This window comes from Rahnella sp. P4_A8 (genome assembly GCF_056402435.1).
In genome coordinates this window covers 1-20,175 of record NZ_JBFUHK010000063.1, presented here as the reverse complement: position 1 = coordinate 20,175, position 20,175 = coordinate 1, and the positions used below count along the sequence as shown (strand labels likewise).

The following is a 20,175-nucleotide window of genomic DNA, read 5'->3' as shown; positions in this document are numbered from 1 at the left end:
CGCTCATACAGACAAAGCATTATGTATTGTTAAGATTATTAATTATATGCTGGAGAATATTTCTGACGAGATCACACTTGAAGATCTGGAAAAAATATGTGGTAAAACCCGCTTTGATATTTGCCGCATATTCAAACATTTCTATGATGTCACGCCTATAAAGTGGATGTGGAAGGTCCGGCTGGCGCTGGCCAGGGAATTTATCCATTTAGCCCCTGAGTGGTCTTTGACAGATATCAGCTATGCTTGTGGATTTTCGTCGCTGCCGCATTTTTCCCGAAGTTTCAGCAAGACCTATAACGAGTCTCCGCTCAAATTCAAACAGAATGTCATCAGGACAACACGCCCGGAAATAAAAAAAGAATCATCAGATTATGATTTCATTTTCGGCATCCAGAGAAACAACTTTTCAAGAAGTATGTTAATCAGCAACCTGCACTTCTTATAATTATTAATAWGATTTCTTATGCCATTTTTTATTATTCTCTACACGCAATATCAGTTTTGGTTCATGGAAAGATGAAAAATCCTCATGCAAAGTATCCCTCAGAAAGTTTGAAATATAATTGAAAACAACAGGGTCACGTAATGCGCCGTTGTGGCCCTTTCCCTCTGTAACGATTAATTCACTTTTCTTCAATGAATGGCTCAGTATTTCGGCCTCATCCAGTTCAATACTGAGATCATTCTTATCATGCAATATCATGACAGGTTGCGTTATTGAACCGATAAGCTCGGGACCAATAACATCAGGATGTACACCATAGCGGCGCTGATAAAGCTTTTTCATCGATACGGCAATGCGCCTGGGCAGTTTATTATTGCGCACATATCTGTCCATCATTTTCCCGTAACTGCACGGACTGCCGATTAAAATCATCCGTTTAAAAAGCAGTCCCTGTAGCGCGGCCATGCAGCCAATTAATCCGCCGGTCGAATGACCAATGATCACAGAGAAGTGCCCGTAATGCTTTTCCATCTCCATGACAGCCCGCGACAGATCATAGAAAGACACTTTTTTTCCGGGAGAAATACCATGTGCGGGCAGGTCAGGCGCAAAAACCGTATAGCCTTTTTCCTGCAACCGCTGCGCCATCTGCCGTAACATTATACTCCGGCCATCCCACCCGTGAAGAAGCAACACTTTTTCTGCCTGAGGATCCGCTTGCGGATAAATGAAGACCTTAACAAAAGATTTGCGCCAATAAAGCTCCTCCTGCACGCAGCGACTGAGCAGCATGATTTCCCCCTGCTTATAGGGTAAAGGCCGGGTCTTTTCGAAAAGACGCAACGCGTATAACGCAGAAAGATAGGAAGACATGGCATGCAGGGAATATAAGTCGAATAAACTGATTAATTTGCATGCCCGGGTATAATGCGTCGCAGGCCTTATTTTAGCTTTCATCAGTAACGTCGGACGCAATCGCATAATGACCAAAACCCGCAGATAATTTTGGTGAACCAGCGATAAAAACAACAGGACGGGATAAAAGAAGCTATAAAACATTCTCACTTCCTATTTTATTGGCCAGCCGCCAGTATTCTCTGCCGAACGCGATAAAGTACACCACATTAAAGACAATGATCAGATTCATAATACTTTGCAGTTGCGAGAACTTATCCCATCCCACCAGCAAGGTGATGACAGTCAGCAATTCGATGATAACGGTTAATACCAATACCCGCCGGGCCTGTTCTAATTGTTCCAGCAATGCCTGAAGCGAGGCAACAAAAGACGTCATGAAAAACGTCGGTAACAGAATCAGTAAAATCTGGCTGCTGACATCCTGAATTATTCGGTCACCGGACAGAATTTTTATCAGACTCACTTCGGTGAAATAGATGCCGGAGGTCAGCAGAAGATAAATAATGCAAATAAAGGCTAACCCACGGTGCAGTAATCGTTTTAATTCTTCTCCGCTGCTGATGGCCAGCCGCTGGTTAATTAATATCGCCAGCGCGGATCCGCAGGCCACGGCGGGGATGACGATAAACATCCGAATCTTGGTCACAATCAGAAAACCAGCGACATATTGCTCACCCAGGGTGCCGATTAACGGGAATATCAGCAGAGAACTGAAAAACAGTACCACTAACGAGGCAAAAATGGGCATCCCCACCTGAAGCAAAAGCCCGCTGAGACGCGGAATAAATGCGCCGGGGCGGTCATCTTCCGCATGGCGACCGGTACGCCGTACCAGCCAAAGCGCGACCGGGATAAGCAGAGCAGAAGCCAGGGCGTTGGAAATAATAATCGAATTGAAGCCTAATCCATAAACCTGATAGCCGGTGTAGCAGATCAACGCATTCAGCACGATATACGCGATGACTAACAGCATGCTTAGCGCGCTTTTCCCCTGCCCGCGCAATGCGCTGTTACACATCTCAAGCTGAATAAACGGCAGCATGGAAAGGAAATAGAGCGGTAATGCCGAGGAATAAAATGCATTGCCGGCGACCGGCAACAGGGTTTGCAAAAGAGGAGCGCAAAGCGCCGTCACGCCGCTCAGCAGCGCCACAATCACGATGCCCAGTGTCGCCAGCAGGGAGGTCGCCGCCAGTACCTTTTGGCGGGACCACATATTCAGCGAACGGGCGCTGAAAACCTGATTGGTGATAGCCAGGCATTCCAGAATAGCCAGGAATAAGAAACTGAACGGCTGGAGCATCGAAAGCAAATAAATTGAACTGGTTTCTTTCCCGTGCCCCAGAATCGCGGTCTGAATGTTTTGCGAAAATGAGACGGCAATGGCCACCACGATCATCGGCCAGGCTAACTTCAGCAGGTCCGCGATATCTTTGCTCAGGCTGTTACGCCGTAGCAACGTCATCTCAGGTGAAGTATTCATACTCTACGCTCCTGACGTGCTGGCAACACGGTTATGGCAGCGTCTGCGACCTTCCCGTACAGGCTGTAAATCATCATCGACAGGTAAGAAAGGCTGTGCGTCGAGCCTGATAAATAGCCATGCCCGCCCATCAGTTTTTCTGCCCGGTTGGTTAGCTCCGTAATCTGCCAGTGATCCGCTTCCGGGTCAGCGTAGTCCTGCGCCGTAATGCGCATCTGCCACTGGAGCAAAAGTAAATCTGTCTGGTTGCTCAGATCGGCAAAATCCGCCTTCACTAACTGATGTCGGGTGGTTTTTATGCCAAAACTTTTTCGCGCGGATAAGTGCTTCCAGCTCATCGCCAGGATCTGGCTCAGGAGCCCCAGGCGCGCCGCAAAAGAAGCCATCAGCGGGATCGGATCATCAGTGATGGTTTCTGTGCCGGTATGCTGCAAAGCAATCCCGAGTGACGCCAGAATACGATCAGACTCAGCGTGCTGCTCCGCGCAGGTTTCACCTTCTGCTGCCAGAATCTGATACCCGCCGCAAAATACGCCGCTGGCCGGGTTGGCCCATTTCTGCCGCATCTGCCGGAAGGCTTCTGCCGGCTCATGGTCCCTGAACAAAAAGTAAAGTCGGGTAAACTCTGCTTCACACATCAGAGCTCTCCAGTTGCAGATGCTGTTCAATCCATTGAATAAGTTTCCCGACAGTGGTGAAGGCATCCTGGTTGATTTGATCAGGTTCAAACATCAGGCCGGGGATCTTTTCTTCCAGCGTTAATAAGAACTGCACAAATAATACTGAATCGAGATCCAAATCTTCATTAAAATCCGTTTCCGGCGTGATGTTGATTTTTGCAGACATGACATCATTTAATGCATCATTAACGGCTGACAGAAGTTGTGACATGGTTTACCTCATTATTTTCATTTTTTTCAATCAGGATACAGGACATCGTTATCCCCATCCCCATAGCAACACAGAGAATTCTTTTACCTTCGAAGCTCTTTAATAAAGAAGACAAGTTAAATAAAATATCGGAGCAATAAGCGTGTCCATATCCTGATATATGCTCAGTAAAAAGCTCGCCCTTGAAGTTCAGTTTATCGGCAATTCTCCTGAGCATGGGTAAATCTATATTACCCGGAACAATCGCATCTATATGGTCAATCGTAAGGCTAAACTTATCCAGTACGTAAAGATAGAAATCATAATAATCTTGTTCGAGTGAGGAGAAAAGTTCCCGCCGTCGGGCAGCCGGAAATTCTCTGTGATTATTATAAAATGAAGACAGATGCCGCACGGCGGTTTGCTTGATTTGCCACGGTGAATGCCCCGCATTGAGGAGCATGGCAGCAGGAATTTCCGCCATAACACTATTATCAAGCTTATTAATATCACAGTGGAAAGCCTTTTCACCGGTGATGAGGATCATCGGTAACTGGCTTTTTATTACCCGGTTCTTTAATAAATGAATCGCCGACAAAGCCGATGCGCAATGATTGAGACTAATTGTTAATTTTTCCCAATGCCCGATTCCACAACGGGCCGCTATCTCATCAAGCCAGCAGTCATCAAAAAAAGTATTATGCGTTTGCGTTTTTGCATAGACCAAATATCCCCGCCCCTTAGCGATATTCAGATTTTCATTCACCAGAGTTGAAAGGGTTTCGTGTAACATTTCTGTATGGCTACCAGAGAACATTCCCACTGTGTGCAGAGAGTAATAACGTTCAAGTACCTTAAGCGCGCCTGTTTTTAAATTATGAGATGATTCAAGCGTACTTAATGGCCTTAAAGAGATACGACCAGGCAACCAGCATAAATCATTAAGTGGCAACATATATTCTCACAGGGAATTATTTTAGAGTTATTATAAACGCAGTCCATAATCCCAGAAAAAAAACGTCTTTTTTGCCTGCAATTGCTTAAAGGGCAGGAATTCCCATTTTTGAATCCCAAAAATGGAATGTTATGAGTGTTCAGGAGGGAAAATCGGAAAGAACAGCGTACAAACGGAGCTGTTATAGCTGTACAAAGTGACCGTTGCTGACTTCGCGGTAATGACGCACCGGCGGCTGATAAGTGGCTGAGCGCAGCGGGCTGGCAAGCTCTTCCGGTACCACGGGACGTGTGCGGTGAACATCCGGGTCGGGCACCGGCACGGCGGCCAGCAGTTTGCGGGTATAGGCGTGTTGCGGGTTTTCGAAGATATCGGCACGCGAACCGATTTCGACGATTTCGCCCAGATACATCACCGCCACACGGTGACTGATGCGCTCGACCACCGCCATATCGTGCGAAATAAACAGATACGCCAGCCCGAGTTCCTGTTGCAGATCGAGCATCAGATTAATCACCTGCGCTTTGACTGACACATCCAGCGCCGACACGGCTTCATCAGCGATGATCATTTTCGGCTCCAGCGCCAGTGCGCGGGCAATACAGATGCGCTGCCGCTGACCGCCGGAAAACTGGTGCGGAAAGCGCGTCGCCATATTGCTTTGCAAGCCGACCTGTTCCAGCAGTTGCGCCACGCGAATGCTGGCGCTGGCGGCATCATGCAAGCCGAGGCTTATCATCGGTTCGGCAATCGCCTGACCAATGCGCATTCTCGGGTTCAGGCTTTCATACGGATCCTGAAAAATCATCTGCGCCTGGGTGCGGATATCCGCCAGCCGTGCGCTGTCAGCCCGGCGGATATCCTGCCCGCGGATCAGCACATCACCGGAAGTCGCTTCAGTGAGACGTAAAATCGTGCGTCCGGTGGTGGATTTCCCGCAGCCGGATTCCCCCACCAGTGACAGCGTTTCGCCCGGTTGCAGGCTGAATGACAGATCCTCCACCGCATGCACACGGGCAGAAACACGGCGCAGCAGACCGGATCTGACATCAAAGCGCGTCACCAGATTTTTAACCTCCAGCACCGGCTGACCGGTGCGCAGCGTATCGACAGACTCCGCCACCGGCAGCACTTCGCCGGTTTGGCTGTCGGTCAGCGGGAAGCGTTTCGGCAGCGCCACGCCGTTCATCGCGCCCAGTCGCGGCACCGCCGACAGCAGCGCGCGCGTATAAGGATGTGTGGGATGATGGAAGATTTCCCGCGTGGTTGCCTGTTCCACGGCTTCGCCACGGTGCATCACCAGCGTGCGATCCGCCACTTCCGCCACCACGCCCATATCATGGGTGATGAACAGCACGGACATGCCCTCTTCTTCCTGCAAGGATTTGATCAGCGCCAGAATTTGCGCCTGAATGGTGACATCCAGTGCCGTTGTCGGTTCATCCGCAATCAGCAAACGCGGATTACAGGCCAGCGCGATAGCAATCACCACGCGCTGACGCATGCCGCCGGAAAAACTCAGCGGATATTCATTGAGTCGTGCGGTGGCCGCCGGAATACGTACTTTCTCCAGCAACCGGACGGCTTCGGCGCGCGCGGTTTTATCGTCCATGCCGCGATGGCGTTTGAGCACTTCGGTGATTTGCACGCCGATTTTCAGCACCGGATTCAGGCTGGTCATCGGCTCCTGAAAAATCATGCCGATGCGGTTGCCGCGAATGCTTTGCATCTGCGAACGGTTGAGACTCAGTAAATCCTGACCGTCAAACCGGATGTTGCCGGAATAACGGGTCTGCTTTTCATCCAGCAAACGCATGACGGACATCGCCGTCACACTTTTACCCGAACCGGATTCGCCCACCAGCGCCAGCGTTTCTTTCGGGCCAATCGAGAACGAAAGGTCCCGCACCACATTCAGCCATTCGCCGCCCACGGAAAACGCGGTATTCAGTTTATCGACCTGTAAAACCGGGGGTTGCATCATCAATCTTTATTCCGCGGGTTGAGGATATCGCGCAGGGCGTCACCCACTAAGTTGATGGCGACGATCAGTACCAGCAGCGTGACGCCGGGGAAGAAGCTTATCCAGTAATCGCCGGACATCAGGTAATCAAAACCGTTGGCAATCAGCAGGCCGAGCGAAGGCTCGGTCACCGGCAAACCGATGCCAAGAAACGACAGCGTGGCTTCGAGCATAATGGCGTAAGCAATACGCATGGTCGCCACCACAATCAGCGGCGGCAGGCAGTTGGGCAGAATATGGCGGAACAGAATGCGCGGACTGGAAAGCGCCATGCTGCGCGCAGCGTCCACGTAGCTGCGGCGGCGTTCGAGCAGCGCCGAGCCGCGAATGGCGCGTGCGTAATACGCCCATTGCGTGACCACCAGCGCCAGTATGATTTTATCGACACCCTGCCCGAGTGCCGCCAGCAAAATCAGCGCAATCAGGATCGGCGGGAAGCTGAGCTGGATATCGACAATACGCATGATCAGTGCGTCCGTTTTGCCGCCAACGTAAGCGCTGATCAGCCCCAGTGCTGCGCCAATGGTCAGCGCAATCATCGCGCTGGAGACACCCACCAGCAGACTGGTTCGCGTGCCGTACAAAATCGCGCTCAGCAAATCGCGCCCCTGATCGTCGGTGCCCAGCCAGTAAATCATGCCACTCATACTGGTGGTGCCCGGTTTCAGGCGGCCATCCATGATGTCGAGCTGCGATAAATCGTACGGATTTTGTGGCGAGATCCACGGCGCCAGCACCGCCAGCACAATGGCGATACCTAAAATGATCAGACCGCATAAGGAGAATTTGTTGCGCAGCAGCGCACGCACGGTGTGGTAAAACGCGGAATGCGGTTTGCCCTGAACAGCGCTGCGCGAATGTACGGAATCAGACGCCATCAGTTTTCGCCCCCCAGCCGGACGCGCGGATCCACCAGCACATACAGCACATCCACCAGCAGATTAATCAGGCTGAACATCACCACGGTGATCATCAGATACGCCAGGATCACCGGCCGGTCGAGTACGGCGATAGAATCGATGATCAGCTTGCCCATCCCCGGCCAGGCGTAAATGGTTTCAGTGACTACTGCGAAAGCAATCAGCGAGCCCAGCTCAAGGCCGATGACGGTAATCAGCGGGATCAGGGTGTTTTTCAATACGTGAACCAGCACGATGCGGCTTTCCGATAAACCCTTGGCGCGGGCGAAACGGATGAAGTCCTGTTGCAGGCATTCGAGCACACCCGCGCGGGTCAGACGGATAATCAGCGAGATTTTAAACAGCGCCAGATTCAGGGCGGGCAGGATCAGATGCGCGAGACCGTCGGCGGTAAACAGACTGACGGGGACGCCGAAAATGTCTACCGTGGCACCGCGCCCGGAGGCCGGAAGCACGCCGAGTTTGACGCTGAACAGCATGATCATCATCAGGCCAATCCAGAACGTCGGCAGGCTGAAGCCTAAAATTGAGACGGTCATGATCGACTTCGATAACCAGCCGTCAGGGCGCAGACCGGCGTATACGCCGAGCGGAATGCCAATCACCAGCGCCAGCATAAACGCCACCAGCGCCAGTTCAAGCGTGGCGGGCATACGCTGGAAAATCAGGTGCAGCGCGGGCTGATTGTAGATGAAGGAGTTACCCATATCGCCATGCAGGGCATTGACCACGAACAGGCCATACTGCTCCCACACCGGTTTATCGAGGCCAAAAGACTGGATCACACTCAGGCGTTCAGCAGGCGTCGCGGTCGTGCTGAGCAGCAGGTCAACCGGATTGCCGACCAGATACACGCCGCCGAAAACCAGCAACGACATCACCAGCAGCGTCAGCAACGTTTGCCCGAAACGCCCGAGCAGGTAACGGCTCATGCGTTTGCGTCGCCATCGCGGCTGCCGTATCGCGAGAAAACACGGCGCAGCAGACTGAAAAAGCCGTATTCATCCACTTTCTGCATGACCGTGGCGTTAGGCGGCGTCGACAGTTTGTTCCAGAAATCCGCGTAGGTATATCCGGCTGTAGTACCGGAAACCGCTACGCCCACGCGCGCGAGCTGGCCTTCAAACAGGCCTGGCTGCAACAACCACGCGACGGTGGTGGCGTCATGCACCGGCCCGCCTTCGCGGCCAAACCGGTTGAGATCACTGCGGTCAAACGCATTAAGTAAAGCAGAAGTAGATTCGCCCGGCAGGCCGCCATCCTGTTTTAATGCTTCAATATCATCTGCGCTGATCAGCGCCTGAAAAGTCATATCTAGCGGCATGATGATCAATGGCACGCCGCTGTTAAACACTTTTTCGGCGGCATGCGGATCGGCATAGACGTTAAATTCAGCCCACGGCACGCGATGGCCGAGGGCGGTAAAGGCGCAGCTCATGGTGACGATCTGTTTAATGCCACGCGCGACGTCCGGGTGCATTCCCAGCGCCAGCGCAATATTGGTCATCGGACCGATGACGCACAAGGTGATCGGTGAGTTCTCTCCGGCGGCCTGTCGTAATGTCCGCACCAGAAAATCCACCGCGTGTCCGGCCTGCGGTTGCAGTTCCGTGTCTGGCACCAGTTCATTTTTGAACGCGCCAATGTGTGCGTATTTGCCATAAACCTGTTCACGCACCAGCGGACCGGGTGCGCCGGCATAAACGGGCGTAGCGGTTCTGCCAGACAACGCGACAATTTTGCAGGCATTGCGCACGGTGTCTTGCAGCGCCACGTTGCCAGCGACAACGGTCACACCAAGCACATCCAGTTCCGGCGAGGCCAGCGCCAGCCACAACGCGATGGCGTCATCCACGCCAGGATCGGTATCGATAATGATGCGCTGGCTCATAATTTTATTTCCCGGCATAACGTGAAAGCAGTTCGTAAAACAGCGCGAAGACTTTGTCGGCCTCTGCGTGCGTGACGATATCAACGTTGGGTGTCAGTCCCGACTTGCCATACCAGTCAGCGACGGTTTGCCCCATACACAACTCGCTGTCGTGTTCGACAAACACCCGCGCTTTTTCGGTGCTGAACAGTTCCGGCGCCAGTACGTAAGCAATCACCAGCGGATCGTGTAACGGCCCGCCGCGTGAACCGTAACGGCGCACGTCGTTGCGATCCCAGAACGCCATTAATTCGCCCAACTGAACGGAGATCCGCCCGGAGACTTTGATAAATTTCGCCACATGTTCCGGCGTCAGAATCACCTGATGCGTGGCATCGAGCGGTAAAACCGTAATGTTCAGATCCGAGGAAAACACAATATGCGCGGCATGAGGATCGGCGAGCATATTGAATTCAGAGGTCATGGTGCGGTTACCGGCTTCGCGATACGCACCGCCCATCAGCACCACGCGACCAATACCCTCAGTGATCCCAGGTTTCATGCGCAGCGCCGTTGCCAGATTGGTCAGTGGCCCGAGCACGCACAGCGTCAGTGGCTGATTATGTTCAATCGCCTGCTCACAGCGGCTGATCAGAAAGTTAACGGCATGAACGGCGTCAGCCTGTTTCTGTGGCGCGGGAAAGGTGGTATTACCCAGACCATTTTCGCCGTGAAACTGGCCGTGGATCGGCGCGCGCAGCAGCGGCTGATGACAACCGGCAAACACCGGGATATCAAGCCGGTAACCCAGCTCGGTAATTTGCAGCGCATTACGTGTGGTATTCGCCAGCGGCTGATTGCCACACACGGTGCAAATGCCGAGAATGTTCAGTTGCGGCGCGACGAACGCGCTGAGCAGTGCAATGGCGTCGTCAATGCCCGGATCGCAGTCAATGATCACCGGCAGGGTTTTCACAGCGCCCCCACGGAACGTAAAACGTCAGCGATTTCCTGACGCGCGGCCTGATTTAATGGCACCTGCGGCGGCAACGGATCGCCGACCTCAAAACCCTGCAATTGCAGCGCGGCTTTAATACAACCGGCGATAGAATATTTGGCGAAGATTTCATTGATACGCCACAGCGGACGCTGCAACTCCATCGCCTTTTTCCAGTCGCCCTGCTTCGCGGCCTCATACAGCGCCAGACTTTGCTTCGGCACAATACAGGCCGGACCGGCCATCCAGCCCACGCCGCCAATCAGCATCACGCAGGCAGGAATGTGTGCCGATGCGGCAAATACCTGCATCCGCCCCTGCGTGCGTTCGATAATCGACAACAACCGGCCGGTATTGGTCGAGGCATCTTTAATATAGTTGATATTTTCCACGTGACTGAGCCGCTCGATGACAGGCAGGCTGAGATCAGAACGCTGGAACTGCGGATTGGTATACAGCACAACCGGCAGCTTTCCGGCTGCGGTCGCGATGGCACGAAAATAATCCTCGACGCCCTGTTCGGGCACCGGGAAATAGGCCTCGAGGATCGCCAGAATACCGTCGACACCCAGCGCGACGTAGCGAGCGGTTTGCGCTACGGCGTCCTGAATGGTGGTGGCTGCGACACCGGCAATAACCGGAACGCGGCCTCGAGCGGCTTCAACGACAATTTTCACTATCTCCGTGCGTTGTTCTGCATTGAGATAAGCGAATTCACCTGTACTGCCGAGCGGCGTCAGACCATGCACCCCGCTGTTTATCAGGTGTTCGACCAGCGCTGTTAACACTGGTTTGTCTATCTGGCCGCCATCAGTGACCGGCGAAACCAGATAGGGATACACACCGCTAAAAGAAGTCATAGCTTCTCTCTCTTTTAGTAAACTACTACCTTAGTACAGCCCTGGTGTTGGTGCTGTATTCCCGCCTGGGTTTGGTATGCACTTTGCGTTTACTTACTGTTTCTTATGGACAAAGTACGGCAACGTATAGCCATCTGAGCGACCAACGTAGGTATAAGGTGTTTTCATCGCCCAGGTGTATGAAAGGAACAGCAACGGAATGGTGCCTTCGTCTTTCATCGCAATCTCTGTGGCGTGTTGCAGTAACTTTTCACGCTGGCCATCGTCGAGAGTTTCCCGCGCCTGCAGCAGTGTTTTATCAAATTCAGGGTTCGAGTAACGCCCGCGATTGCCTTGTCCGCCGTTCGGCCCGAAGGTTTCGAGCAATGGCCCCAGCACACCGGAGGCTTCACCGGTTTCAATCGCCGCACCGCCCATAATCAGGCTGAAATCGCGTTTGGATGCACGGGAGAAATACACGCTGCCCGGCATGGTCACGACGTCAGTTTTAATGCCAACGCGGCTGAACATCTGGCCGAGCGCCTGCGCAATTTTAGAATCGTTCGGATAACGGTCATTCGATGCATGGAACGTCAGCGTAAAACCATCCGGATAACCGGCCTGCGCCAGCAATTGTTTCGCTTTCACCGGATCGTAAACCGGTGCGGCAATCGACGGCGTATAGCCGAAGTAACCTTTCGGCACCAGCTGCGACGCCGGAACGCCCTGCCCGTCCATGATGCGATCCACAATCGCCTGACGGTTTATCGCCAGCGACATCGCCTCACGCACTTCGCGTTTTTTCAGCGGATTGCTGCCATCCGGCCCTTTGGCGAATGGCGACACATCGCGATCCTGATCCGGATGTAAATACAAAATACGGTTACCGGCGACAGATTCCAGATGCAGACTGGCTTGTTTGCCCAGATCCCGCCCGTCTGCCGTCGGCACGCTTTCAATCATATCAACGTCGCCTGAACGCATTGCCGCCACGCGGGCACTCGGGTTTTTGAACACGCGCAAGGTGACGTTATCCCACTGCGCTTTTCCGCCCCAGTACTGATCGTTACGCGCCAGCACGACGTTATCGTCCGGTGTCCAGCTGACAAATTTGAACGGGCCGGTACCGATGACATCTTTCCCTTCATTAAGGGTTTGCGATCCGACCGTCTCAAGCCGGGCCGGTAAAATAGCAACACGGCTTAAGTTGTTAAGTAATAATGGTGTTGGCGCTTTGGTGACAATTCTCACCGTTAAAGGATTCACTTCGGTGACGTCAGCGATATCGTTGACGTACGGCGTATAGGCGCTCGGGCTGTTTTTTGAGGCCAACGCCACGCGTTTCACGCTGGCAATCACATCTTTGGCAGTGAAATCGCTGCCATCGTGGAATTTCACACCGGGACGCAGGGCAAATTCCCAGGTGGTGTCGTTGATGACTTTCCATGACACTGCAAGCGCTGGCGTTATGTGTTGTTTTTCGTCCTGATTCACCAGGCCGTCGAATATGTTGCGTGCCATCGCACTGTTGGCACCGCCGACGTAAAACTGCGGATCCATAGACGTGGTTGATGCGGCAAGGCCGATATTAAGATCAGCAGCCTGTACGGTCTGTAAAGCAAAAAGCGTGGCCAGTGCTGAGGAAAGCACTCCTGCCAAAACGGACTTTCTCATTCATTTAACCCTTAATTATTTTAGATTTTCAGGCAATGTGTATCAGATCGTAAACTGGAGTCTAGGGGGTGGACTTCTGAATTGAAAATTGTATTTTGTGTTACATCCATAAACAAATGTTATGGATCTTGAGGATGCATATGAAAATTAATCCCAGACAGGTAGAAGCTTTTCACAAGGTGATCCTTACCGGTGGCATGACCGCCGCCGCCAATATGATGAACATTACGCAGCCTGCGGTCAGCCGCTTGATCCGCGATTTCGAATATGCGGTTGATCTGAAGCTGTTTGACCGCGACGGACGCGGGTTGATCCCGCGCGACGATGCCATCAAGTTGTATCGTGAAGTCGAGCGTTTGTATCTCGGACTTGAACATATTTCACGTATCGCCGACGAAATACGTCATTCAAAAGGCAGCGTTTTGCGCATTGGCACGGTTGCGGCGCTTTCCGCGCTGTGCGTCGAACACATTTTGCCGCCGCTGATTGAGAGTATTGACGATATCTCGCTGTTTCTGGATATCGAAAGCACGACGCACATCACCGATGTGGTGACCAGCAATCAGTACGACGTCGGGTTCATTTTCGGTAAGCCGGATGTGAAGGGGCTGGAAGCGGAAATGCTGGCGCGGGCCAATGCCGTTGCCGTGATGTCACCACGTCACCCGCTGGCCAAACAGAATGTCGTCACCGCGATGGATCTGACGCGTTACCGCCCTATTATACCCGGGCGCAAAACGCCGCTGCGTGAACAGCTCGATCAGGTGATGAGCCGCCTCGACTTATATATGAATAACCCGATTGAAACGTCGCTGAACAATTGTTGTGTGATGGCGGGGAATAATCTGGGTATCGGTGTGGTGGATTTCATCACGGCGCGCAGCCACAAAAGCGATATCGTGCTTAAGCCGTTTACGCCAGATATCAGCATCGCCTATCTCGCCGTTTTCCCGCCGCAGATCCCGAAAAGCCGTCTGGTGGAACATATCACCAAAGAAATGAAGACATTAATTGAAGGCTATTTGTAAAACTCCCCGTCAGGTTCGCCAAAATCGTACCAGTGAGTCCAACGTGTTCCCCTTCTCCCCTTTATGGTGAGAAGTCTGCGGACGGCTGGTACGTTTAATTAGATGAAAAACGTATATCAAATACTTCAGTTATCAAAATAACGAATAAAACACTTTATTTTATTCTTTAAAATCAATGAATAAAATTTACCTGCATAAATAATAATCTAATCTATAATAATTTACCTAATTTCAAACTCTTCGTTACACATTCACAACCTCGATGAGAAGTATTACTCTTTGCGCGAAATTGTTCTATTTGGTTCATTTAATAACGGGTGGTCATTAAGTGGTACCAGCTTTTCATCAACAGTTCTCTACAACCTATTTTCTACAAACCAATGCAGTGAGATAAATCATGCCAACAACAAATAACAAGTGGACGTGGCTCCTCTGGTTACTGAGTGCGCTGATGGTCGTCATCGGCCTGACACTCGGTATCGGTGGTGCGTACCTGGCCACATTAGGAGGAAGCGTTTACTTCCTGCTGATGGGTCTGGCGCTCATCGTTTCCGCCGTTTTGATTTTTAAAGGTAAGCCGTCAGGCGCATGGCTGTATGCCGTGGCCTTTGTGCTTTCTATTATCTGGGCTGTCTGGGACGCGGGCTTCACGTTCTGGCCGCTGTTCTCCCGCCTGTTCACTTTCGGCGTGCTGGCTTTCCTGGTGGCACTGGCCTATCCGTTGCTTCAGGCACGCGCGGGCCTGGTGGTGCGTAAAGGGCCAGGCTTCTCGCTGGCGGCTGTTCTGGCCGTTGCGCTGATTGCCGCATTCGGTAATACCTTCGTGCCGACGCCAATCATCAGCGCCGACAGCGATCAGGTGCCGGTGAAACCGGTAGATAAAGGTGCAGAGCAGAAGAACTGGGAAAACTGGGGTAACACTACCGCTGGCGACCGTTTTGCTGCACTGGATCAGATCAACAAAACCAACGTGGATAAACTTCAGGTTGCGTGGATTGCCCATACCGGTGATATCCCACAGAGCAACGGCTCCGGCGCTGAAGACCAGAACACGCCGCTGCAAATCGGTGACAAGCTGTTTGTGTGTACCGCTTACAGCAAAGTGATCGCCCTGAATGTGGATGACGGTAAAAAGCTGTGGTCTTACGATTCCAACTCCACCGCACCTAACTGGCAGCGTTGCCGCGGGCTGGGCTATTACGAGAACAGCGCCGCGCCACAGGCACCCGCAGCACAACCTGCCGCCGTACCTGCTGCTGAGCCGGCAAGCCCGAACGCAGCCTCAGAAGCTGCCGCGCCAGCCACTAACGCTCCGCAAACGCCTGCGGCTACCGGCGGTACCGTCAGCGCTACCTGTGAACGTCGTCTGTTCCTGCCAACCATTGATGCCCGTCTGATCGCCATCAACGCCGACACCGGCAAGCCTTGCGCTGATTTCGGTGACAACGGCGTGGTGGATCTGAAAGTCGGCATGGGCGAAGTGAAACCTGGCTACTACCAGCAAACCTCTACCCCGCTGGTCGCGGGTAACGTAGTGGTTGTCGGTGGTCGCGTAGCGGATAACTTCTCCACCGGCGAACCTCCGGGCGTAGTGCGTGCATTCGACGTGCACACCGGCGCACTGGTGTGGGCATGGGATCCGGGTAATCCGAACATCACCAAACTGCCACCGGAAGGTCAGACTTATACCCGTGGTACGCCAAACGTCTGGTCGGCCATGTCCTACGATCCAAAACTGGGTCTGATTTACATGCCTACCGGTAACGCGACGCCAGACTTCTTCGGCGGCACGCGTACCGAGCTGGATGACAAATACAGTTCTTCTGTTGTTGCGGTAGATGTGGCCACCGGTAAAGTCCGCTGGACCTTCCAGACCACCCATCACGATCTGTGGGACTTCGACCTGCCGTCTCAGCCGCTGCTGTATGACCTGCCGGACGGGAAAGGTGGCAGCACGCCGGTTCTGGTGCAGACCTCCAAACAAGGCATGATCTTCATGCTGAACCGCGAAACCGGCCAGCCGGTCGCCAAAGTGGAAAACCGCGAAGTACCGCAGGGTAATGTCCCTGGCGAACGCTACTCCAAAACGCAGCCTTTCTCTGTCGGTATGCCAAACATCGGCAACCAGACGCTGAAAGAGTCTGATATGTGGGGCGCGACACCAATGGATCAGCTGCTGTGCCGCATCGAGTTTAAAGGCATGCGTCACCAGGGCGTATACACGCCTCCGGGTCTGGATCGTTCCCTGCAATTCCCGGGTTCTCTGGGCGGCATGAACTGGGGCAGCGTCTCGGTTGACCCGAACAACGCCATCATGTTCGTGAATGATATGCGTCTGGGTCTGGCGAACTACATGGTTCCGCGTGCCCAGGTTCCGACCGGCGCGAGCGGCATCGAGATGGGGTTGGTACCGATGGACGGCACACCTTATGGCGCAGTCCGCGAGCGTTTCCTGTCTCCGCTGGGCATTCCTTGCCAGAAACCACCGTTCGGTACCATGTCTGCGGTGAACCTGAAAACCGGCAAAATCGTCTGGCAGGTGCCGGTCGGTACGGTGAAAGACACCGGTCCGCTGGGCATCAAAATGCGCATGCCAATGGAAGTCGGTATGCCAACGCTGGGCGCGAGCCTGTCAACGCAATCCGGCCTGCTGTTCTTCGCCGGTACGCAGGATTTCTATCTGCGCGCGTTCGATACCGCAAACGGTAAAGAAATCTGGAAATCCCGTCTGCCGGTCGGCAGCCAGTCCGGCCCGATGACCTACGTTTCACCGAAAACCGGTAAACAGTACATCATCATCAGCGCCGGTGGCGCACGTCAGTCCGCAGAACGCGGCGACTACGTGATCGCCTACGCGCTGCCTGATCAGAAGTAAGATTTCGCAGTCAATGACAAAGCCCGCTGGTGCAGACCGGCGGGCTTTTTTGTTGAACGTAACCCACAGATACCTTTAATGATGTTCCTGTCTTCACGACAGCAATGTTAAAACATACTAAACAAATAATTTGGGTTAAGGAGAGTGACGAGTATGATGCAACCATTACCCTTACTAACCAAAAGGAATTGGCATGGAAATCATCGGAGACAACAGCGTTATCACCAGTGTTGCACCCAAAGGTAAGGTTGTTTACTGCCGTGGTGAAACCCCCAGATTCTGGCTGGAACTGCAATTTGTCGATGAGAATAATCTCCCCGTTACCGGACTGAAGGTCACACTGGAATACCATCCGCTGGCATCCGCGCAAGACGTCGCGATGTGGAAAAAATATAGTAATCACCACTACGATCCCACACCACCACCTAATCCCCCTGCCGGAGTGACAGACAGCCAGGGACTGGTCAGGTTCGACGATTTGTCCTGGATAACGGTCGACGTAAAAGCAGACGCACAGCAGCTGGCCGACGAAATGGAGCAGCGCCCGCTGGGACTTCGGCGCAATCCTAACAGCCAGCCGGTGAGCAAAAATGTCTTTCGTCGGGAAACGCGAGATAAAAGCTGGCGATCTGACGTACAGGAAAAAGCCGAGGCCGCAGGACATATCCACCATTACGTGACCATCGGTGAACTTTGCGATCAGTTGCCTCACATTGAAGGCTGGGAGGAGAAGGAGCCACCGGAGTTTCATTTTCAGCAAGGGCGTTCGCTGAAAGGCACAGAGATAGCGTGTCAGGCGCTAAAGCAGCGGCACGTCATTGAAATCTGCCCGTTCCGGGCGTGGGTGCTGGCACTGCATGACACCACCGCGTTTGATCTTGCCAACAGCCTAAACCTCGGCATTATGGCTGACCTCGCCTATTCGGCTGAAGCGAAGAACAATACCATTGATTATTTCTTCCGGAATAAATGTCAGGATCTGTCTGCAATCCCGCAGTTTGCCGAATTCCCGTCTTATTACCACACGCTGGCCGTAGATGTCCCCTTCCGGGAACGTTATCTTGCACCTGTGTATCTGAATACGGGTGAGGGGTTAAATCCTGAGGGTGACACCAGGCTTTTTACAGTTGAGTGTGATACTCACATTATCGTTGCGTGGTGCGGTACGGACAGTTTGTTAAACGCTCTGACAGATATCTCCTTTGCGCCCAAAAAATGCCAGCCTGAGCTTGGTGGCGTGGGTCACATACACGGCGGTTTTTTGAAAGCCTACCAGCTAGCAAAACAAAGATTCGAGCTTAGATTTCAGAACGTAATCACTTCTCTAAATGAAGGGAGAGGCACGAAAAAACTTTTCATCTGTGGTCACAGTCTGGGCGGTGCGCTGGCCTTAACCTATGCTGCCGAGATGAAGAACAGCCGCCCTATTCTGTATACTTTCGGTATGCCACGCACCTTCACTCGCGCAGCAGTGCTCGGACTGGACGCTGTAACTCATTACCGCCACGTCAATGATAACGATTCAGTCACCCAAATTCCTCCCGATGCCGATGTAGACAATATTTTCTATGAGAAATGGGGGCCACTGGGCGACAAACTCGGCTTCGACTGGTCGGTGACAACACTTACCGGTTTGGGAGTGGCTGTTCGCGACCTGGCTTTTCAGTCCACAGGAATTTCCGATAAAAAAGATCCCTACTGGCATCACGGCAATACAGTGATATTTTTCCAGGCTCAGCAGTGCGTGATGCAATCCCGTCATCAGAACGTTCCGTGGATAGGCGGCGGAGGCAGCGATAATCCGGCACCCGGCGTGGTGAGCACCTGCCATAAGCAGTCGGTGAAACTCTTTCTGGTGCCCTCACTGAATGAAGAATGCCTTAATGCCACCGGCGAGCATCAGGCGAAGTTTATCGGGTGTCTGGATACCGTTAACCTGAGAAAAACCTTCCCCAGAAACACTAATCCCGAACTGGACGGACTTTTGAGTAACCCTTCCAGCCATTCTATGGCACACCGCTACCTGCCTTATATCCATAATCAGGTACTTGAGCTGGCAAATCCGGATCTTGAGATGGACCGGAAGGAGAAGCGGGCTGAGTTCAGGCAGGAGATTGAAGCAACTGCCAAAGGAAGTGCTAATCAGGATGAAGTACAGCGAAACCAGGAATTTATAGCGCTTCAGGATATGTTGCCGGTGGCACTAACCCGCACCCGCTCAGAAGATGTGGGCAAAAATGCCCTGCTACGTTTTGCTGCAGTTACGGAGGAAGAAGTTGAATTTTCTAAATAAAACAGCCCTGTTGATGCCGACAGTATTTTTGCTTTCCGCCTGTTATGGCAAAACAGACCAGACGTTGTCACCGCCGGAAAATGCCCGGCGCGTGACCATAGTCGTCAGGGTTCCTGAAGGCATTACACTATTGCCATTGCAAATGCTTTACCGTTCTGAACGGTGCAAGACTAAAAGCTACAACTCGAGTAATGAAGCCTACGAAATTCGCGGATATAACGGTTTTATGCAGGCATTCCCCCCGCAGGAAAACAGTGATATCAGACAGCAGCGGATTGCCATTGATGGCGGCGGGCCATGTCAGTGGCAGCTTAATTCCATTAAAGTCAGCTTTAAATTTTCCAATGACAATCCTCTAGTACAAGGGAAGAAAATAATTACTACTAATTATATTTTTGATTTTGATGATTATGGCTTTAGTGATGGTTACGCCACCGGTGAAGCACAAATTACCAGTGGAAATCTTGAATTGAAAACAGATTTTTTYCCTATGGTTATTATAAATCAAATGTTCAATCAAAYATCTATTGAGATGTTTGGTGGTGATACAAATTATGACAGATGGAGCCGACGTTACAAACTTCAAGATACTCAGAAAATAGCCATTGAACCGATATTACACTCTCAGAAAGAAGTATTACTACAGGGTGATGAAGAACGTGGAGTCGGGATGATGATCACTTATCCCAATGGAAGCATTGAGCATGTACGCAAGATAAAGCCTGATTATGAAAAGCTACTATCGATGAAATAGAAAGGGATTCTTTCGTTTTACATATTCAAGGAGGAAGAAGTTGAATTTTTTAAATAAGAATTATGCGGTTATATCCTTTATCGTGCTGCTTTATGGCTGTGATAACACTCCCGACCGCACTCTGTCTCCACCTCAGAATGCAAAGTGGATCGACGTGGTCTTCACGCTTCCGGCAGATACCGTTCTTTTACCAATGGAAGTTCTTTACCGTTCAGATAAGTGTAAAAC

The 20,175-nt window shown here is 52.2% G+C and carries 17 protein-coding genes and 1 pseudogene; 6 read left to right on the top strand and 12 right to left on the bottom strand.

Features of this window, described 5'->3' with window-relative positions; translation table 11 throughout:
• Window positions 1-448: helix-turn-helix transcriptional regulator (locus tag AC1DUO_RS20515; protein ID WP_477988530.1), on the top strand; the 448-nt coding region annotated here is incomplete at its 5' end.
• A 3-nt stretch (window positions 449-451) separates the two neighbouring features.
• Here AC1DUO_RS20515 and AC1DUO_RS20510 read toward each other — a convergent pair.
• The 12 genes from AC1DUO_RS20510 to AC1DUO_RS20455 all read right to left on the bottom strand — a co-directional run bounded on the left by AC1DUO_RS20510 (window position 452) and on the right by AC1DUO_RS20455 (window position 12,997).
• Complete coding sequence (locus AC1DUO_RS20510) at window positions 452-1,507, bottom strand: alpha/beta fold hydrolase (RefSeq protein WP_013577966.1); 1,056 nt, start codon at window positions 1,505-1,507, stop codon at window positions 452-454.
• The gene (locus AC1DUO_RS20505; protein ID WP_119262380.1) at window positions 1,497-2,849 is read right to left on the bottom strand and encodes an MATE family efflux transporter; all 1,353 of its coding nucleotides are present in this window, start codon (window positions 2,847-2,849) and stop codon (window positions 1,497-1,499) included. Before AC1DUO_RS20505 ends, AC1DUO_RS20510 begins: the two co-directional genes overlap by 11 nt.
• Window positions 2,846-3,415 carry a hypothetical protein gene (locus AC1DUO_RS20500; protein WP_223510010.1) on the bottom strand — a complete coding sequence of 190 codons (570 nt, stop codon included), beginning with the start codon at window positions 3,413-3,415 and terminating at the stop codon, window positions 2,846-2,848. The genes AC1DUO_RS20505 and AC1DUO_RS20500 overlap by 4 nt, the downstream gene beginning before the upstream one ends.
• A gap of 64 nt (window positions 3,416-3,479) precedes the next feature.
• Window positions 3,480-3,740 (bottom strand): acyl carrier protein, encoded by a 261-nt coding sequence (locus tag AC1DUO_RS20495; RefSeq protein ID WP_013577969.1) that lies wholly within the window; start codon window positions 3,738-3,740, stop codon window positions 3,480-3,482.
• Window positions 3,715-4,674 carry a 3-oxoacyl-[acyl-carrier-protein] synthase III C-terminal domain-containing protein gene (locus AC1DUO_RS20490; protein ID WP_119262378.1) on the bottom strand — a complete coding sequence of 320 codons (960 nt, stop codon included), beginning with the start codon at window positions 4,672-4,674 and terminating at the stop codon, window positions 3,715-3,717. The genes AC1DUO_RS20495 and AC1DUO_RS20490 overlap by 26 nt, the downstream gene beginning before the upstream one ends.
• Before the next feature lie 181 nt (window positions 4,675-4,855).
• Entirely contained in the window at window positions 4,856-6,655 is a 1,800-nt protein-coding gene (locus tag AC1DUO_RS20485; RefSeq protein WP_041689189.1) for an ABC transporter ATP-binding protein, read from the bottom strand.
• A gap of 2 nt (window positions 6,656-6,657) precedes the next feature.
• Entirely contained in the window at window positions 6,658-7,575 is a 918-nt protein-coding gene (locus AC1DUO_RS20480) for an ABC transporter permease (RefSeq protein WP_477988526.1), read from the bottom strand.
• Window positions 7,575-8,549 (bottom strand): ABC transporter permease, encoded by a 975-nt coding sequence (locus AC1DUO_RS20475; protein WP_013577973.1) that lies wholly within the window; start codon window positions 8,547-8,549, stop codon window positions 7,575-7,577. Before AC1DUO_RS20475 ends, AC1DUO_RS20480 begins: the two co-directional genes overlap by 1 nt.
• Complete coding sequence (locus tag AC1DUO_RS20470) at window positions 8,546-9,508, bottom strand: nucleoside hydrolase (RefSeq protein WP_119262377.1); 963 nt, start codon at window positions 9,506-9,508, stop codon at window positions 8,546-8,548. The genes AC1DUO_RS20475 and AC1DUO_RS20470 overlap by 4 nt, the downstream gene beginning before the upstream one ends.
• A 4-nt stretch (window positions 9,509-9,512) precedes the next feature.
• The gene (locus AC1DUO_RS20465) at window positions 9,513-10,463 is read right to left on the bottom strand and encodes a nucleoside hydrolase (protein ID WP_013577975.1); all 951 of its coding nucleotides are present in this window, start codon (window positions 10,461-10,463) and stop codon (window positions 9,513-9,515) included.
• Complete coding sequence (locus AC1DUO_RS20460) at window positions 10,460-11,344, bottom strand: dihydrodipicolinate synthase family protein (RefSeq protein WP_119262376.1); 885 nt, start codon at window positions 11,342-11,344, stop codon at window positions 10,460-10,462. Before AC1DUO_RS20460 ends, AC1DUO_RS20465 begins: the two co-directional genes overlap by 4 nt.
• A gap of 93 nt (window positions 11,345-11,437) precedes the next feature.
• Window positions 11,438-12,997: an ABC transporter substrate-binding protein gene (locus tag AC1DUO_RS20455; protein ID WP_013577977.1), complete on the bottom strand. Its 1,560-nt coding sequence runs from the start codon at window positions 12,995-12,997 to the stop codon at window positions 11,438-11,440.
• Window positions 12,998-13,137: 140 nt separating this feature from the next.
• On the opposite strand from AC1DUO_RS20455, the gene AC1DUO_RS20450 reads away from it, so the two are divergent.
• From AC1DUO_RS20450 to AC1DUO_RS20430, 5 genes and pseudogenes are all read left to right on the top strand, one after another.
• Window positions 13,138-14,025 carry a LysR family transcriptional regulator gene (locus AC1DUO_RS20450; RefSeq protein WP_013577978.1) on the top strand — a complete coding sequence of 296 codons (888 nt, stop codon included), beginning with the start codon at window positions 13,138-13,140 and terminating at the stop codon, window positions 14,023-14,025.
• A gap of 397 nt (window positions 14,026-14,422) precedes the next feature.
• On the top strand, window positions 14,423-16,900 hold the full coding sequence (locus AC1DUO_RS20445; protein WP_168444404.1) for a membrane-bound PQQ-dependent dehydrogenase, glucose/quinate/shikimate family: 2,478 nt from the start codon (window positions 14,423-14,425) through the stop codon (window positions 16,898-16,900).
• A 193-nt stretch (window positions 16,901-17,093) separates the two neighbouring features.
• Window positions 17,094-19,193 (top strand): lipase family protein, encoded by a 2,100-nt coding sequence (locus AC1DUO_RS20440; protein WP_119262374.1) that lies wholly within the window; start codon window positions 17,094-17,096, stop codon window positions 19,191-19,193.
• Window positions 19,177-19,947 (top strand): hypothetical protein, encoded by a 771-nt coding sequence (locus AC1DUO_RS20435; RefSeq protein WP_477988521.1) that lies wholly within the window; start codon window positions 19,177-19,179, stop codon window positions 19,945-19,947. Before AC1DUO_RS20440 ends, AC1DUO_RS20435 begins: the two co-directional genes overlap by 17 nt.
• Before the next feature lie 40 nt (window positions 19,948-19,987).
• Window positions 19,988-20,175, top strand: a pseudogene (locus AC1DUO_RS20430) (hypothetical protein); the annotation flags it as partial.

Excerpts from the sequence above, each read along its gene's own strand:
- AC1DUO_RS20480 (WP_477988526.1), bottom strand. The coding sequence starts at position 7,575 with ATGGCGTCTGATTCCGTACATTCGCGCAGCGCTGTTCAGGGCAAACCG.
- AC1DUO_RS20450 (WP_013577978.1), top strand. The coding sequence starts at position 13,138 with ATGAAAATTAATCCCAGACAGGTAGAAGCTTTTCACAAGGTGATCCTT.
- AC1DUO_RS20475 (WP_013577973.1), bottom strand. The coding sequence starts at position 8,549 with ATGAGCCGTTACCTGCTCGGGCGTTTCGGGCAAACGTTGCTGACGCTG.
- AC1DUO_RS20455 (WP_013577977.1), bottom strand. The coding sequence starts at position 12,997 with ATGAGAAAGTCCGTTTTGGCAGGAGTGCTTTCCTCAGCACTGGCCACG.
- AC1DUO_RS20460 (WP_119262376.1), bottom strand. The coding sequence starts at position 11,344 with ATGACTTCTTTTAGCGGTGTGTATCCCTATCTGGTTTCGCCGGTCACT.
- AC1DUO_RS20470 (WP_119262377.1), bottom strand. The coding sequence starts at position 9,508 with ATGAGCCAGCGCATCATTATCGATACCGATCCTGGCGTGGATGACGCC.
- AC1DUO_RS20490 (WP_119262378.1), bottom strand. The coding sequence starts at position 4,674 with ATGTTGCCACTTAATGATTTATGCTGGTTGCCTGGTCGTATCTCTTTA.
- AC1DUO_RS20500 (WP_223510010.1), bottom strand. The coding sequence starts at position 3,415 with ATGCGGCAGAAATGGGCCAACCCGGCCAGCGGCGTATTTTGCGGCGGG.
- AC1DUO_RS20505 (WP_119262380.1), bottom strand. The coding sequence starts at position 2,849 with ATGAATACTTCACCTGAGATGACGTTGCTACGGCGTAACAGCCTGAGC.
- AC1DUO_RS20440 (WP_119262374.1), top strand. The coding sequence starts at position 17,094 with ATGGAAATCATCGGAGACAACAGCGTTATCACCAGTGTTGCACCCAAA.
- AC1DUO_RS20495 (WP_013577969.1), bottom strand. The coding sequence starts at position 3,740 with ATGTCACAACTTCTGTCAGCCGTTAATGATGCATTAAATGATGTCATG.
- AC1DUO_RS20445 (WP_168444404.1), top strand. The coding sequence starts at position 14,423 with ATGCCAACAACAAATAACAAGTGGACGTGGCTCCTCTGGTTACTGAGT.
- AC1DUO_RS20485 (WP_041689189.1), bottom strand. The coding sequence starts at position 6,655 with ATGCAACCCCCGGTTTTACAGGTCGATAAACTGAATACCGCGTTTTCC.